Origin of the sequence: Pseudodonghicola xiamenensis DSM 18339 (assembly GCF_000429365.1) — a bacterium.
In the GTDB taxonomy this organism is placed as follows: domain Bacteria; phylum Pseudomonadota; class Alphaproteobacteria; order Rhodobacterales; family Rhodobacteraceae; genus Pseudodonghicola; species Pseudodonghicola xiamenensis.
In genome coordinates, this window is record NZ_AUBS01000033.1 from 1 (window position 1) to 14,113 (window position 14,113).

Consider the following 14,113-nt stretch of genomic DNA (forward strand, 5'->3'; position numbering starts at 1 on the left):
CGTCAGAGCAGCAATACAGCGATCGCAAGCTTCGATCGCGGAGCTGAGCCTGGGGTCCAAGCGACAAGCGATTGATCCAGTGGATCAATCGCCGCGCAGGACGGGATCAACCCCAAAACGGTCGCGAAGTGGCGCAAGCGACAGACCGTCGATGATCGCAAGACCGGGCCTCGGAAGCCGCGCTCAACCGTTCTCAGCGAAGAAGAGGAAGCCATGCTCGTTGCGTTCCGACGGCACACATTGCTGCCGCTGGACGACTGTCTTTACGCTCTGCAACCGACGATCCCGCATCTCACGCGCTCTTCCTTGCATCGCTGTTTGCAGCGGCATGGGATTTCGCGTTTGCCGGATGTCGAAGGCGACAAGCCGAAACGGCAGAAGTTCAAGCGCTACCCGATTGGCTTCTTCCACATCGACATTGCCGAGGTCAGGACCGAAGAGGGCAAGCTCTATCTCTTCGTAGCCATCGACCGCACCAGCAAGTTCGCAGTCGCGCAACTGGTAGAGAAAGCCGACCGCAAGACGGCCTGGGAGTTCCTTGAACACCTCCTTGAGGCGGTGCCTTACAAGATCCACACGATCCTGACGGAGCGAGCCATTGAAGGCGCCATCGGTTCGAGCCCAATGGCGAGCGGCATCCAGTTCGCAGAGCAGCCCCGAAACCGGAACACCGTCTATTCTCGGCCCATGCGGGTCGATTTGATCTGCGAGGCGAACGGGATCGAGCACCGGCTGACCAAACCGAACCATCCATGGAGTTCCGAGGATCGGAAAACAGTCCGGGGGACTGTTTTCCCGAGGGACGGCCAGGTCGAGCGCATGAACCGCACCATCAAGGAGGCGACGGTGAAACGCTATCACTACAACAGCCACGCGCAGTTGCGCAGCCATCTCGCCGACTTCCTGGATGCCTATAACTTTGCCCGCAGATTGAAGACGCTCAGCGGCCTCACGCCCTACGAATACATCTGCAAAATCTGGACATCAGAACCAGAACGATTCATCTTAAATCCGATCCACCAGATGCCGGGACTGAACACCTAACCAGCTCTGCAACAGGCGCGACTGAAGGCCAAACCAACCAACGCCCCTGTCATCCCCGCGAAAGTGGCCCCCCCCCAGCCGCTCCCGCCGACAGATCCCCGCCCGCGCGGGGATGACTGCCACCCCTGACCGCTTCCCCTCTCCCCACCCCACCTAACGCGACGATGCTTCACTTCGTCTCTTCAATCCAGCGTTGAAACATGAGACCAAGCCATGAGGGGCCCGCTGCCCGGTTCGGAGAAAAGGGGAAGACCATGTCACTCGATCTGCATTCCGCCGACTTCCTGCGCGATCCAGATGCGGGGCTGGCCGGTCTGCGCGCCGAGGCCGGGCTGGTGCGGATGCGGCTGCCGATCCTCGGGCCGGTCTGGGTGACCACCACCTATGGCGCCGCCCGCACGGTGCTGTCGGATTCCAAAAGCTTCGTGCGCAACCCGGCCCATGCCGGCGGCAAGAGCCTGGAGCAGAACTACTGGTGGTTCCCCCGCTTCATCCACCCGCTGTTCCACAATGTCACGCTCAAGGACGGGGCGGATCACTCCCGCCTGCGGCGGCTGGTGATCGGTGCCTTCTCCTCGCGCGGGATCGATGCGATGCGGCCGCAGATCGACGGCATCGTCGATCGGCTGCTCGATGCGCTGCCTGCCGATCGAGAGGTCGATCTGGTCGAGGGCTTCAACCGCCGGGTGCCGATGCTGGTGATCTGCGAGCTGCTCGGCATCCCCGAGGCCGACCGCGCCAAGGTTGCCCGCTGGATGGAGCCGGTCGGCCGGGTCTCTTCGCCGCTGTCGTTCTTCCGTGCCGCGCCGGGGCTCTGGCGCGCGTCGCGCTATTTCCGCGCCGATTTCGACGAGGTCCGTCGCAGCCGTCGCCCCGGTCTGATCCGCGAGCTGGTCGAGATCCGCGACGGTGAGGACAAGCTTTCCGATGACGAGCTTCTGGCGATGGTCGTGGCCATCTTCATCGGCGGCTTCGACACCACCACCCATCTGATCGGCAATGCGGTCATGACGCTCCTGCAGGATCCTGCGCTGGCCCGCTCGCTGGTGGCGGAACCGGCGAAGATGCCGCTCTTCATCGAAGAGGTGCTGCGGTTCCATTCGCCAGTGATGTTCACCAATATGTTCCACGCCACCCAGCCGGTCGAGGTCGGCGGCCGCATGCTGGCGCGTGGCGACCGCGTCGTGCCGCTGCTGATCGGCGCCAACCGCGACCCGGCGGCCTTTGACGCGCCCGAAACGCTGTGCCCTGCGCGCAAGCCGAACCGGCATCTGGATTTCGGCATCGGCACCCATATGTGCATCGGCACCCAGCTGGCCCGGGCCGAGGCCTCGGCGGCGCTGATGCGGCTGTTCGCCCGCTACCCGGGGATCGAACTGGCCTGTCCGGTGGACAAGGTGCCGATGCTCAGACGGGTGGGCCTGCGCGGCGTGGCAAAACTGCCGGTCCGGCTGGAGCCGTGATCGGCACCGGGACAGGTCATCCCTCTTCCCCTCGCGCGCCCAACCCCCTATAGCGCTCTCGACACCTTACAATCCGGAGACACCCGATGCCCTGCGCCCTCTGTTCCGCTGATGCGCCCCTGACCGCCTATGCCGTCACCGGCGGCCCTGCTGGTGCCACTGCCGAGCTTTGCGACACTTGCATCGCCCAGATCGAGGGGGAGGCGGATGCCAATCATTGGCGGTGCCTGTCGTCTTCGATGTGGTCGGAGGAGCCGGCGGTTCAGGTGCTGGCCGCCCGCATGCTGACCCGGCTGTCGGATCAGGACTGGGCGCGCGATCTGGCGGATCAGCTCTGGCTTGATGACGATACCCGCGCCTGGGCTGACAACGTGCCGCAGGACACTGGGCACAAGGACAGCAACGGCGTGACCCTGTCGCAGGGCGACACCGTGGTGCTGATCAAGGATTTGCCGGTGAAGGGAGCCAATTTCACCGCCAAGCGGGGCACGGCGGTGCGGGGCATCTCGCTGGTGCAGGACAATCCCGGCCAGATCGAGGGGCGGGTCGAGGGCCAGCGCATCGTCATCCTCACGGAGTTCGTCAAGAAGCGCTGACCCCCGGGGCCGCTATCAGATTTTCTTCTGGACGTCGGTTGCCGCGTTTTCGATCGCGGTGCCGGCCTTGTTGATGTCACGGCCGGCGCCCTTGGCGGTTTCGCAGGCGGTGAGGGCCATCAGGGTCAGTCCAATCAGGATTGCTCGGGTCATTGGGGTCTCCGTTTCGCTCGACGTTCCCGATATAGGCGCAGCACCCCCCTGCGGGCAAGCGCCTATGCGTGGGGCGGTTTCATCTCCCGGGCGGGGTCCTTGGCCGGTGGGCGGGCATCAGCGAAACCTTGCCAGCCAGAGGCCTGGTGCGGGCCTATGATGCCTTGGTCGGATCGCCCTGCATTGGCAAACTTCTAGGCTGTCCTGGTGTTTTCCTGTTTCACCGCAGTATGTTCGCTGTCCGGGGGCGGGACTCGCGGCGAGAGGGGGGCGGGCAGTCCAGCCGGCCGCCGGTGCTGAAGGCGCCCCCCGGAGGGAGGATGCACGCGGGATGATCCGGATCAAGGTCGGCCCGGCGGGGTGGGCGTAGACCGCTGGCATGAGCCTGCTTATCCTGACCCTGCATCTGTTCATTGGCGCTACCTTGTCGGGGGTGGCTCTCGTCGTCGTGCTGGTGGCGGGGATAGACGGTTTCTGGCCGCTGACAGGCGCGGTGCTGGGTGGTTTCCTGCTGGGGTTTCCCGTCGCCAGGAGGGTGGCCCGGGCGATGGGCGGGGAGGGCTGAGCTGCGGTTCAGGCCGGTTCAGGCCGGGTGGCGGCGCAGCGCGCCGGCCAGGGTCAGCACCAGGAAGAGCAGGGCGGCAATGCAGACGATGCTGGGGCCGGTCGGCGTGTCGAACTGATACGCTGCCCAGAGCCCGCCGAGCGCCGACAGCGCCCCGACCCCGACTGCACCGAGGGCCATCGCCTCAGGGGTGCGCGCCAGCGGTCGGGCGGCAGCCGGCGGGATCACCAGAAGCGAGGCGATCAGCAGCACGCCCACGACCTTGATCGCCACCGCGACCACCACCGCCAGCGCCAGCGTCAGCACCAGTTCCTCGCGCCGGGGATCAATGCCGCTGGCCCGGGCCAGATCGGGGTTCAGCGTCGACAGCAGCAATCCCGACCAGCGCCAGATCGTCAGCCCCAGAACCAGTGCCGCACCGCCCCAGATCACCCCGAGGTCAGATGCCGTGACTGCGAGGATATCACCGAACAGATAGGCCATCAGATCCAGCCGCACGTCGCTGAGCAGGGTCACCGCCACCAGGCCGGCGGCAAGCGCTGTGTGTGACATCACCCCCAGTGCGGTATCCATGGCAAAGCCCCGTCCGGTCATCGTTGAGACCAGCAGCGCCATCAGCAGGGCGGCGGCCAGGACCGAGGGCATCACCGACAACCCGAGCCCGAGTGCCAATGCGACGCCAAGCACGGCGGCATGGGCCGTTGCCTCACCGAAATAGGCCATCCGGCGCCACACCACGAAACAGCCCAGCGGGGCTGCGGCCAGGGCCACGCCCAGCCCGGCCAAGGCGGCGCGAACCAGAAAATCGTCAAGAAGGCTCATATCTGGGCATCCTCGCTCGCCGGATCGGGGGAATGGTGATGATGCGGGTCAGAGCCATGTTCCGGCCCGTGGTCGTGATCGTGGTCATGGGTGTGTTCATGGCGGTACAGCGCCAACGCCCCCTTGGTGCCAGTGCCGAAGAGTGCACGGTATTCCGGCGCATCGGCGACGATCGCGGGGGTGCCTTCGCAACAGATATGGCCGTTCAGGCAGATCACCCGATCGGATGCCGCCATCACCACATGCAGATCATGGCTGACCATGACGATGGCGCAGCCGATCTCCCGCCGCACCTCCTCGATCCGGCGATAGAAGGCGGCGGCGCCAGGCTGGTCCAGACCCTGCGTCGCCTCGTCCAGCAAAAGCAACCGGGGTTGCTCCAGCAGGGCACGGGCCAGCAGCACGCGCTGGAACTGACCGCCGGAGAGATCGACCATCTGCCGGTCGGCCAGCGCCTCGGCTCCGGCCTGGGCCAGGACCTGATTGGCCCGGGTCCGGCCGATGCGGTGCGGCAGTTCCAGGAACCGCCGTACCGTCAGGGGCAGTGAATGGTCGATGGCAAGCTTTTGCGGCACATAGCCGATCCTGAGCCCGGGAGCGCGTTCGATACTGCCGGAACTGGGGCGGATGGCGCCGATCAGAGCGCGCAGAAAGGTGGATTTTCCCGATCCGTTGGGGCCCACGACAGTCACGATCTCTCCGGCACGGATTTCGACATTCACGTGATCCAGAATCACGTGGTCGCCCCGTCGGATCGTCAGATCACGGGCGGTAATCAGGGGGGTGGTCAAGCGGCGGTCTCCGCGCAGGCGGGGCAGAGGCCTTCGGCCTCCACCACGATTTTCTCGATGACAAAGCCGGTCTCATGGGCGGCTTTGCCCAGCCGACCGCCGTCGAGCACCGTCTCGGCCTCGGCCACCGCCTTGCAAAGGCGGCAGATCAGAAAGGCCGGCACATGATCCTCGCCGGGATGGGTGCAGGCGGTATAGGCGTTCATGCGCTCGATCCGGTGGACAAAGCCGTGGCCGACCAGAAAGTCCAGCGCGCGATAGACCACCGGTGGTTGCGAGCCCAGCCCCTCGGCGGCGAGAATTTCGAGGATTTCATAGGCGCCCATCGCGCGATGCTGTTCCAGCAGGATTTCGAGAACCCGCCTGCGCGCCGGCGTGAATTGCAGCTTTTCCGCCTTGCAGCGCTCTTCCGCCGCGGCGATGGCCTCGGCGATGCAATGGCTGTGGTCGTGCTGTTGGAAACCGATGCTGTCCATGCTCTGCGGCCTCTGGGAACTGAGGGCGATCGGGAACGATCAGGGGTTGATATAAGGTAACAGCGCCTATATGCAAGCGACATCACATGTTATGATATAACGTTCGAGGCTGATATGTCCAAATTTCCCCTGCTTGCCGCAGCCGCGCTGTTGGTGGCGACCCCGGTGCTGGCCGAGGTGCCGCGTGTTGTCACCGATATTGCCCCGGTGCATTCCCTGACCGCGCAGGTGATGAAAGGGGTGGGCGAGCCTGTGTTGCTGGTTGCGCCCGGGCAATCGCCGCACAGCTATGCGCTGCGTCCCTCGCAGGCACGGGCGCTGGAAAAGGCGGGGCTGGTTGTCTGGGTGGGGCATCCGCTGACCCCCTGGCTGGAAAAGCCGCTGGACGCGCTGGCCGGCAAGGCCGAGAAACTGGAGCTGATCGAGGGCAAGGGGACGGTCGAGCGTCATTATCGCGGCGCTGCCGATATCCTGGCCGAAGCAGACCACGATCATGATCACGATCATGACCACGGAGGCGAGGCCGATCATGACCACGATCACGATCATGACCACGATCATGCGGTCGACGACGATGGCCACGATCATGATCACAACGGCCCCGATCCGCATGCCTGGCTCGACCCCGAGAACGGCAAGGTCTGGCTGGGGCTGATCGCCGACAAGCTGGCGGCGCTGGATCCTGAGCATGCAGACATCTACCGCGCCAATGCGGCGGCGGGGCAGGACCGGATCGACACGTTGGAACACCAGATCGCCGTCGAGGTGGCGCCGCTGGAGGGGGTGCCCTTCGTTTCTTACCACGACGCTTTCCAGTACTTCGAGCTGCGCTATGGTTTGACTTTGGTCGGCCGGGTCACCGCCAGCGATGCCGCCGACCCGAGCCCGGCGCATCTGGCCCAGCTGCGTGACCGGCTGGAGGATCTTGGGGTGCGTTGCGCCTTTACCGAGCCTCAGTTCGATACCCGGCTGTTGAAGGCGGCGGTGAATGGACGGGATATCCCGATCATCGAGCTTGATCCGCTGGGCCGTAGTTTCGAGCCGGGCCCGGATCTCTATCCGCAGCTTCTTGAAGATGTGGGCGCGTCTTTCGCCACCTGTGCGGCGATGCTGAAGTAACCTCCGGGTGGGGCGTGGCCTGATCTTTGCCGGTCAGGTGACCGGCGGCAATATCGTCCTGCACACCCTGGAATACGGCTTGAGGCTCTGCGTTGGGATGCTTGCGGCGGGGGCTCAGCCCTTGTCGCAGAACAGCGAATAGACAACCTCAAGCACCCGGCGCGGCTTGTCGTCGGCCAGCCGGTAATAGATCGCCTTGCCTTCGCGTCGCGGCGTGACCAGCCCCTCTAGCCTGAGCCGGGAAAGCTGTTGCGACACCGCCGCCTGACGCGCGCCCAGAAGAGTCTCCAGTTCGGTCACGGACTTCTCGCCCGAGACCAGATGGCACAGAATGCGCATGCGCCCCTCGTGGCTGATCGCCTTGAGAAAGGCGGACGCCTCGGTCACGTTGTCGACGACTTTGCCGAGCTGGTCCTTCGATATGTCGGAACCTATCTGTGGAAATGCCATTGGTATCGTCCTCGTCATCCTGGGTCATCCTGGGGTTCCCTGCGGACAGGTCCGGTCGGGCCGGTCCGCGGTCGGTCGACCGTTCCGGCATCGGCCAGGTTCTTCCGTTGCCCGGAATGCCGTGGCCCCGCCGATGTCACGCCAGAGCCGCGCAGCCCTTTGCTCCGTGATGATATTCAAGAAATATAATTTGTTGAAAGGCGCGGTTCAAGCGTCATGGCGGGAAACGGCCCAAACCGGGGCATGGGTTCGGGGCCGGTGTCGGAACGGTGGGCGATCGACGGGGGGGCGGGGGCAGATGGCCCGCGCCCCCTTGCAGGGCCCCGGCAGCGACACTAAGACTCTTGTAACGTAAGCGCGGGTATCGTCCCGATCCTTCAAGAAGGCAGGCAGATTACATGTTCGATCCGATTGACACCTACATGAACACCCTGGTCCCTATGGTCGTCGAACAGACCAGCCGTGGGGAACGGGCCTATGATATCTTCTCGCGCCTGCTGAAGGAGCGGATCATTTTCATCAACGGTCCGATCCATGACGGGATGAGCCATCTGATCGTGGCGCAGTTGCTGCATCTTGAGGCAGAGAATCCCAACAAGGAAATCAGCATCTACATCAACTCGCCCGGTGGCGTGGTGACCAGCGGCCTGTCGATCTATGACACCATGCAGTACATCAAGCCCAAGTGTTCGACCCTGGTGATCGGTCAGGCGGCTTCGATGGGCTCTGTTCTGCTGGCCGGGGGCGAAAAGGGGATGCGGTTCTCGCTGCCCAACAGCCGGATCATGGTGCACCAGCCCTCTGGCGGGTTCCAGGGCCAGGCCAGCGACATCATGATTCACGCGGCCGAGACCCAGAAGCTGAAGGACCGGCTGTATGACATTTATGTCAAGCATACCGGGCAGACCAAGAAGGCGGTTGAAAAAGCGCTGGATCGTGACAATTTCATGTCTCCGGAAGAGGCGAAGGAGTGGGGCCATATCGACGAGATCGTCGAAAGCCGCACGAAAATCGGTGATGACGGGAAGTAACACCGGAGACCGCGGACGCGCCTGAGGCGCGGCGGGCCGGATAATTTGCGATTGTGATGCCCGAAACGCTGCCCTAAGCTGGCCGGGCAGAACTTCTTCCCGGCGGCGGGGTGGCGCATCAATCGAAGCCGAAAGGTAAACTATGGCAACGAACTCAAGCGGCGACAGCAAGAACACGCTTTACTGCAGCTTCTGCGGCAAAAGCCAGCATGAGGTGCGCAAGCTGATCGCCGGGCCGACCGTATTCATCTGTGATGAGTGCGTCGAGCTGTGCATGGACATCATTCGCGAGGAGACCAAGGCCTCGGGGCTCAAGGCCACCGACGGGGTGCCCACGCCCAAGGATATCTGCGCGGTTCTGGATGATTACGTGATCGGTCAGGCGCGGGCCAAGCGGGTGCTGTCGGTTGCCGTGCACAACCACTACAAGCGACTGAACCATTCGCAAAAGGCCGGTAGCGATATCGAGCTGGCGAAGTCGAACATCCTGCTGATCGGCCCGACCGGTTGCGGCAAGACGTTGCTGGCACAGACGCTGGCACGCATCCTCGATGTGCCCTTCACCATGGCAGATGCCACCACGCTGACCGAAGCCGGCTACGTGGGCGAGGATGTCGAGAACATCATTCTCAAGCTGTTGCAGGCCAGCGAATACAACGTTGAACGGGCGCAGCGCGGCATCGTCTATATCGACGAAGTCGACAAGATCACCCGCAAGTCGGAAAACCCCTCGATTACCCGCGACGTGTCGGGCGAGGGGGTGCAGCAGGCGCTCTTGAAGCTGATGGAGGGCACTGTCGCCTCCGTGCCGCCGCAGGGCGGGCGCAAGCATCCGCAGCAGGAATTCCTGCAGGTGGACACCACCAACATCCTGTTCATCTGCGGCGGCGCCTTTGCCGGTCTCGACCGGATCATCGCGCAGCGCGGCAAGGGCTCGGCCATGGGCTTCGGTGCTGATGTGCGTGACAATGACCAACGCGGCGTGGGTGAGATCTTCCAGGATCTGGAGCCGGAGGATCTGCTGAAATTCGGCCTGATCCCGGAATTTGTCGGTCGTCTGCCGGTGATCGCGACGCTGGAGGATCTGGACGAAGACGCGCTGGTCACTATCCTGACCAAGCCGAAGAACGCCTTGGTCAAACAGTATCAGCGCCTGTTCGAGCTGGAGGATACCGAGCTTCAGTTCACCGACGATGCGCTGAAGGCGATCGCCAAACGTGCCATCGAACGCAAGACCGGTGCGCGCGGGCTGCGCTCGATCATGGAAGACATCCTGCTGGATACCATGTTCGAACTGCCCGGCATGCATGAAGTCACCAAGGTTGTCGTGAATGACGAGGCGGTGAATTCGGATGCGCAGCCGCTGAAGATTTACGCCGACACCGAAAAGGCGACAGCGGGCTGAAGCCCTTGTAATAGAACCAATTGGACGGCGCGGGATGTTTCCCGCGCCGTTTTCATTTGCAAAAGGGAAAAGTGCATGGCGACCATCAAAAGGATTTCCTCGGGCGGGGAATATGAGGCCAGGATCGGCTATTGTCGCGCGGTCGTGGCCGGCGGCTTCGTGCATGTGGCGGGCACCGTGGGGCAGGGCGAGACGGTGGTGGAACAATGCCGCGCGGCGCTGGCCATCATCGGCAAGGCGCTGGACGAGGCAGGTGCCAGCTTTGCCGATGCGGTGCGGGTGAATTACTATCTGCCCGATCGGGCAGAGTTCGAAGCCTGCTGGCCGCTGTTGTCCGAAGCCTTCGGAGATAATCCGCCGGTGGCGACCATGATCGAATGCGGGCTGATTGACGCGAAATATCGCATCGAGATCGAACTGACCGCATTGCTTCCTTAACGCAACGTCACAGCAGCCCCTGACGCGGGCTTGCGCCTATGCTGAGCCATCGCCCGCCGGAAGAGGAGCCGGCGGGCGGTGGTATTTTGGGAGGATATCATGACAAGACTCAATCGGGCGATGCGCACCGCATCGACCCTGGCGCTTGCCGTCGGATTGGCTGTGCCGGCGCTGGCCGGGGGCTACCAGGTCGAAACCCTGGTGCCGGGATCGGCGTTTCACGGCGTTCACGGGCTGGCGACGGATGACGCGGGCCATATCTATGCAGGCTCGGTCATCGGCCAGCAGCTTTACCGTGTCGATGCGGCGACGGGCGATGTGGCGGTGGAAATCCCCGCGCCGCAGGGCATGGCCGACGATCTGGTGATCGGGCCGGATGGCACCCTGGCCTGGACCGCCTTTCTTTTGGGCGATCTCTATGCCCGCGGTGCAGACGGGCAGATCAAGACCTTGGCCAGCGGGCTGCCGGGCATCAACTCGCTCGCCTACAGTCCGGACGGGCGGCTGTTCGCGACCCAGGTGTTTCTGGGGGATGCACTTTATGAAATCGACACCAGGGGCGAAAAGCCTGCGCGCAAGATCATGGAGGGCATGGGCGGGCTGAACGGGTTCCAGTTCGGCCCGGATGGCAAGCTTTATGGGCCGCTGTGGTTCAAGGGGCAGGTGGTTCGCATCGACGTCGACAGTGGTGACATCGAGGTGATCGCCGAGGGCTTCAAGGTGCCGGCGGCGGTCAACCTCGATTCCAGGGGCAACATCTGGGTGGTCGATACCGCACGCGGCCAACTGGTGCGGATCAGCCCCGACGGCCAGTCCAAGGAGGTGGTGGCGCAACTCAGCACCTCGCTCGACAATCTGGCGATCGACGGGCAGGACCGCATCTTTGTCTCCAACATGGCCGACAACGGCATTCAGGAGGTCGATCCCGCGACCGGCGCGGTGCGGCAGGTGGTCAAGGGATCACTGTCGATGCCTGGCGGGTTGGCTCTGGTGGCCGAGGATGGGCAAGAGACGCTCTATCTCGCCGACGGTTTCGCCTTTCGCACGGTGGATGTGGCGACCGGGCAGGTGAGCGATATCGCCCGGATGCAGGCGGACCATCTGGAATATCCGTTCAGCGCCCGTGCCAATGCCGATCATGTCCTGTTGTCGAGCTGGTTCACCGGCACCGTGCAGGTGATGAATCGCAAGACCGGGGAGAGCCTGCATCTGCTGCACGGCTTCGCAGCTCCGCAGGATGCGGTCGAACTGGCCGATGGCAGTCTTCTTGTCACCGAACTCGCCACCGGCAAGCTTTTGCATGTGTCCGGCCCCGAGGGCGAAACGCGCGAGGCGGTGACCGAGGGGTTGATCCTGCCGGTGGGCATGGTTCTGGACGGGCAGGGGGCCGTCTTTGTGACCGAGGCCGGGGCAGGCACCCTGTCGCGGATCGACCTTGAAACCGGGGCCAGGACGCCGATCGTCGAAGGGCTGAAGGGGCCTGAGGGGCTGGATCGTGGGCCGGACGGGCGGCTGGTGCTGGCCGAGGTCGGGGCGAAACAGGTGATCGCGGTCGATCCTGAATCGGCGGAGGTGACGGTCCTGGCCACTGATCTGCCGATCGGCATGAGCGCCGCCGCCGGCATGCCGCCCAGCTATGTGCCGACCGGCATCGCCGTGGGACAGGACGGGACGGTTTATGTCACATCGGATCTGGAAAATGCGATTTACCGGCTGAGCCCGCGGTAAATCCCTGTTTGTGGTGGCCATCCCTACGGATGGCCGCCGCTTCCATCGGCGTGGCGGCGCTGGCGAGCGGAATCTTCGGGCTCTGATCTGGACCTTGGCGCGCGCTTGGTCCATACCTGCGCTTGGACAAGGCCGGAGGCTTACATGGGAATCCTCAACACTCTTCTGCGCGCGGCGACCTGGTGGCACGGGCAGACGATCAACACCCAGCTCTACACCTGGCGCAAGGGTACCAAGGTCGGCGAGGACAATCAGGGCAATGTGTTCTATCGCAATGCCGACGACAGCCGCCGTTGGGTGGTTTTCAACGGAGAGGTCGAGGCGAGCCGGGTCGATCCGGACTGGCACGGCTGGCTGCACCATACCTTCAAGGAACCGCCGAACGAGAAACCCCTGGCCCACAAGCCCTGGGAAAAGCCGCATCACGAAAACCTGACCGGGACGCCGCAGGCCTATGCGCCGGCGGGGTCGCTGCTGCGGGCCCAGCCTGTTGAACGGCGTGATTACGAGGCCTGGAGCCCGGAGTGATCCGGCGCACCTGGGACCTGGGACTTTAGCGGACGGAGCGTCGCATGTCGCATAACACCACCGAGGTTCTGGTCGGGGGCGTGGTTTTGGCCGCGGCCATCGGCTTTGCCGTTTATGCGGGGCAGACCACTGGCTTCGGTCGGGGCAGTGGCGGCTATCCGCTGACCGCCTCCTTCCGGTCGTTGGAAGGGGTGACGGTGGGCACGGATGTCCGTCTCGCCGGGGTCAAGGTCGGCACCGTGACCGACATGGCGCTGAACCCTCAGACCTATCGCGCCGATACCAAGCTTTCGATCCTGAAGGGGATCGAGCTCCCGGATGACAGCTCTGCCGTGATCTCCTCCGAGGGGCTTCTGGGCGGCAACTTCGTCGAGATCATGCCCGGCGGGTCCTTCGACTATTTCACCCCGGGGGCCGAGATCGTCGACACCCAAGGGTCCGTCAGCCTGATTTCACTTCTGCTTAAATTCGTCTCGGGCAGCGGATCGTCTTCGGATGGCGATAGTTCCGCCGATGGTGAAAGCGGAGCGTCGGAGTGATCAAGGCCCTAGCCGTAGCTGTCATTACCGCGCTGAGCCTGGCGTCGCCGCTGTCGGCGCAGGATCGGGTGCCGGCAAGTGTCGGGCAGGGCGCGGTGCTGCGGGGGCTCGACAAGGTCAACGGCCAGACCGTCGATATCGAACTGAAGAACGGCAGCAGCGGAGAGGTTTTCGGTCTCGACGTGGCGCTGGCCGAGTGCCGCTTTCCGACCGAGAATCCCACCGGCGATGCCTTCGCCTATGTCACGATCAGCGATCATGGTCAGCCGCAGTTCGAAGGCTGGATGATCGCATCGGCTCCGGCGCTCAATGCGCTGGATCACCCGCGTTACGACGTCTGGGTGTTGCGCTGTATCACCTCCTGAGCGGTCGGAACCGGCGGCAGGGTGAACTCCGCATCCAGGTCGATCGCTGCGCGCAGCCGGCGGTGATAGTCAGCGCGAGAGATTTCCACAGCCCCGAGGCTGGCCAGATGGGTGGTCAGGAACTGGGTGTCGAACAGCCGGAACCCCGCCTGCCGCAGCCTGTCAACCAGATAGGCCAGCGCGATCTTTGAGGCATCGGTGCGGCGCGAGAACATGCTTTCGCCGAAATAAGCTGCCCCGAGCACCACGCCGTAGACGCCGCCGATCAGATCGTCACCCTCCCAGACCTCCAGAGAATGGGCATGGCCCAGATGAAAGAGCTGGATATAGAGCGCGCGGATTTCCCCGTTGATCCAGGTCTCGGCCCGGTCGGCACAGCCATCGAGCACGCCTTCGAAATCCTGGTCTATGGTGACGCGATATCCACCCCGCCGCATCCGGCGGGCGAGCGATCGGGAAATGTGGAAGTGCTCCAGGGGGAAGATACCGCGGCGCTTCGGGTCGACCCAGAAGATATCGGGATCGTCCCGATGCTCGGCCATCGGAAAGACGCCGATGGAATAGCCGTGCAGCAGAAGGTCGGGGGTGATCGACATGCCG

At 63.9% G+C, this 14,113-nt stretch carries 17 protein-coding genes and 1 pseudogene; 12 read left to right on the top strand and 6 right to left on the bottom strand.

Going from position 1 to position 14,113, the window contains the following annotated elements:
• Positions 1–87: 87 nt before the first annotated feature.
• The 3 genes and pseudogenes from G455_RS24575 to G455_RS0118235 all read left to right on the top strand — a co-directional run.
• Positions 88–1,044: pseudogene (locus G455_RS24575) on the top strand (DDE-type integrase/transposase/recombinase); the annotation flags it as partial.
• 254 nt (positions 1,045–1,298) lie between these two features.
• A complete protein-coding gene (locus G455_RS0118230; RefSeq protein WP_028095012.1) occupies positions 1,299–2,507 on the top strand; it encodes a cytochrome P450 in 1,209 nt (402 codons plus the stop codon).
• 86 nt (positions 2,508–2,593) lie between these two features.
• A complete protein-coding gene (locus G455_RS0118235) occupies positions 2,594–3,103 on the top strand; it encodes a PhnA domain-containing protein (protein WP_028095013.1) in 510 nt (169 codons plus the stop codon).
• A 15-nt stretch (positions 3,104–3,118) separates the two neighbouring features.
• Here G455_RS0118235 and G455_RS26485 read toward each other — a convergent pair whose 3' ends face one another.
• Positions 3,119–3,256, bottom strand: a complete 138-nt coding sequence (locus G455_RS26485) for an entericidin A/B family lipoprotein (RefSeq protein WP_154664425.1) — start codon at positions 3,254–3,256, stop codon at positions 3,119–3,121.
• A 379-nt stretch (positions 3,257–3,635) separates the two neighbouring features.
• Here G455_RS26485 and G455_RS24580 point away from each other — a divergent pair, with 379 nt between their 5' ends.
• Positions 3,636–3,821: a hypothetical protein gene (locus G455_RS24580; protein ID WP_035366990.1), complete on the top strand. Its 186-nt coding sequence runs from the start codon at positions 3,636–3,638 to the stop codon at positions 3,819–3,821.
• Positions 3,822–3,839: 18 nt separating this feature from the next.
• On the opposite strand, the gene G455_RS0118250 is transcribed toward G455_RS24580, so the two are convergent.
• Genes G455_RS0118250 through G455_RS0118260 form a run of 3 tightly spaced genes read right to left on the bottom strand, consistent with a single transcriptional unit; the run spans position 3,840 to position 5,910 of the window.
• Entirely contained in the window at positions 3,840–4,643 is an 804-nt protein-coding gene (locus G455_RS0118250; protein WP_028095014.1) for a metal ABC transporter permease, read from the bottom strand.
• Entirely contained in the window at positions 4,640–5,434 is a 795-nt protein-coding gene (locus G455_RS0118255; RefSeq protein WP_028095015.1) for a metal ABC transporter ATP-binding protein, read from the bottom strand. Before G455_RS0118255 ends, G455_RS0118250 begins: the two co-directional genes overlap by 4 nt.
• The gene (locus G455_RS0118260; protein WP_028095016.1) at positions 5,431–5,910 is read right to left on the bottom strand and encodes a Fur family transcriptional regulator; all 480 of its coding nucleotides are present in this window, start codon (positions 5,908–5,910) and stop codon (positions 5,431–5,433) included. The genes G455_RS0118255 and G455_RS0118260 overlap by 4 nt, the downstream gene beginning before the upstream one ends.
• A gap of 114 nt (positions 5,911–6,024) precedes the next feature.
• Between G455_RS0118260 and G455_RS0118265 the strand changes: the two genes are divergently transcribed.
• Complete coding sequence (locus G455_RS0118265; RefSeq protein WP_028095017.1) at positions 6,025–7,029, top strand: zinc ABC transporter substrate-binding protein; 1,005 nt, start codon at positions 6,025–6,027, stop codon at positions 7,027–7,029.
• 114 nt (positions 7,030–7,143) lie between these two features.
• Here the strand turns inward: G455_RS0118265 and G455_RS0118270 are convergent, their stop codons facing one another.
• Entirely contained in the window at positions 7,144–7,479 is a 336-nt protein-coding gene (locus G455_RS0118270) for an ArsR/SmtB family transcription factor (RefSeq protein WP_028095018.1), read from the bottom strand.
• Positions 7,480–7,877: 398 nt separating this feature from the next.
• Between G455_RS0118270 and G455_RS0118275 the strand changes: the two genes are divergently transcribed.
• The 7 genes from G455_RS0118275 to G455_RS0118305 all read left to right on the top strand — a co-directional run bounded on the left by G455_RS0118275 (position 7,878) and on the right by G455_RS0118305 (position 13,513).
• Positions 7,878–8,510, top strand: a complete 633-nt coding sequence (locus G455_RS0118275; protein WP_028095019.1) for an ATP-dependent Clp protease proteolytic subunit — start codon at positions 7,878–7,880, stop codon at positions 8,508–8,510.
• 142 nt (positions 8,511–8,652) lie between these two features.
• Positions 8,653–9,915, top strand: a complete 1,263-nt coding sequence (gene clpX, locus G455_RS0118280) for an ATP-dependent Clp protease ATP-binding subunit ClpX (protein WP_028095020.1) — start codon at positions 8,653–8,655, stop codon at positions 9,913–9,915.
• Between the two features lie 75 nt (positions 9,916–9,990).
• Positions 9,991–10,353 carry a RidA family protein gene (locus G455_RS0118285; RefSeq protein ID WP_028095021.1) on the top strand — a complete coding sequence of 121 codons (363 nt, stop codon included), beginning with the start codon at positions 9,991–9,993 and terminating at the stop codon, positions 10,351–10,353.
• A 99-nt stretch (positions 10,354–10,452) separates the two neighbouring features.
• The gene (locus G455_RS0118290; RefSeq protein WP_205620481.1) at positions 10,453–12,081 is read left to right on the top strand and encodes a Vgb family protein; all 1,629 of its coding nucleotides are present in this window, start codon (positions 10,453–10,455) and stop codon (positions 12,079–12,081) included.
• A gap of 144 nt (positions 12,082–12,225) precedes the next feature.
• On the top strand, positions 12,226–12,609 hold the full coding sequence (locus G455_RS0118295) for an NADH:ubiquinone oxidoreductase subunit NDUFA12 (RefSeq protein ID WP_028095023.1): 384 nt from the start codon (positions 12,226–12,228) through the stop codon (positions 12,607–12,609).
• Positions 12,610–12,653: 44 nt separating this feature from the next.
• On the top strand, positions 12,654–13,148 hold the full coding sequence (gene mlaD / locus G455_RS0118300; RefSeq protein ID WP_028095024.1) for an outer membrane lipid asymmetry maintenance protein MlaD: 495 nt from the start codon (positions 12,654–12,656) through the stop codon (positions 13,146–13,148).
• Positions 13,148–13,513, top strand: a complete 366-nt coding sequence (locus G455_RS0118305) for a DUF2155 domain-containing protein (protein WP_028095025.1) — start codon at positions 13,148–13,150, stop codon at positions 13,511–13,513. Before mlaD ends, G455_RS0118305 begins: the two co-directional genes overlap by 1 nt.
• Here G455_RS0118305 and aat read toward each other — a convergent pair.
• Positions 13,477–14,109, bottom strand: a complete 633-nt coding sequence (gene aat, locus G455_RS0118310; protein WP_028095026.1) for a leucyl/phenylalanyl-tRNA--protein transferase — start codon at positions 14,107–14,109, stop codon at positions 13,477–13,479. The genes G455_RS0118305 and aat overlap by 37 nt on opposite strands.
• Between the last annotated feature and the right edge of the window lie 4 nt (positions 14,110–14,113).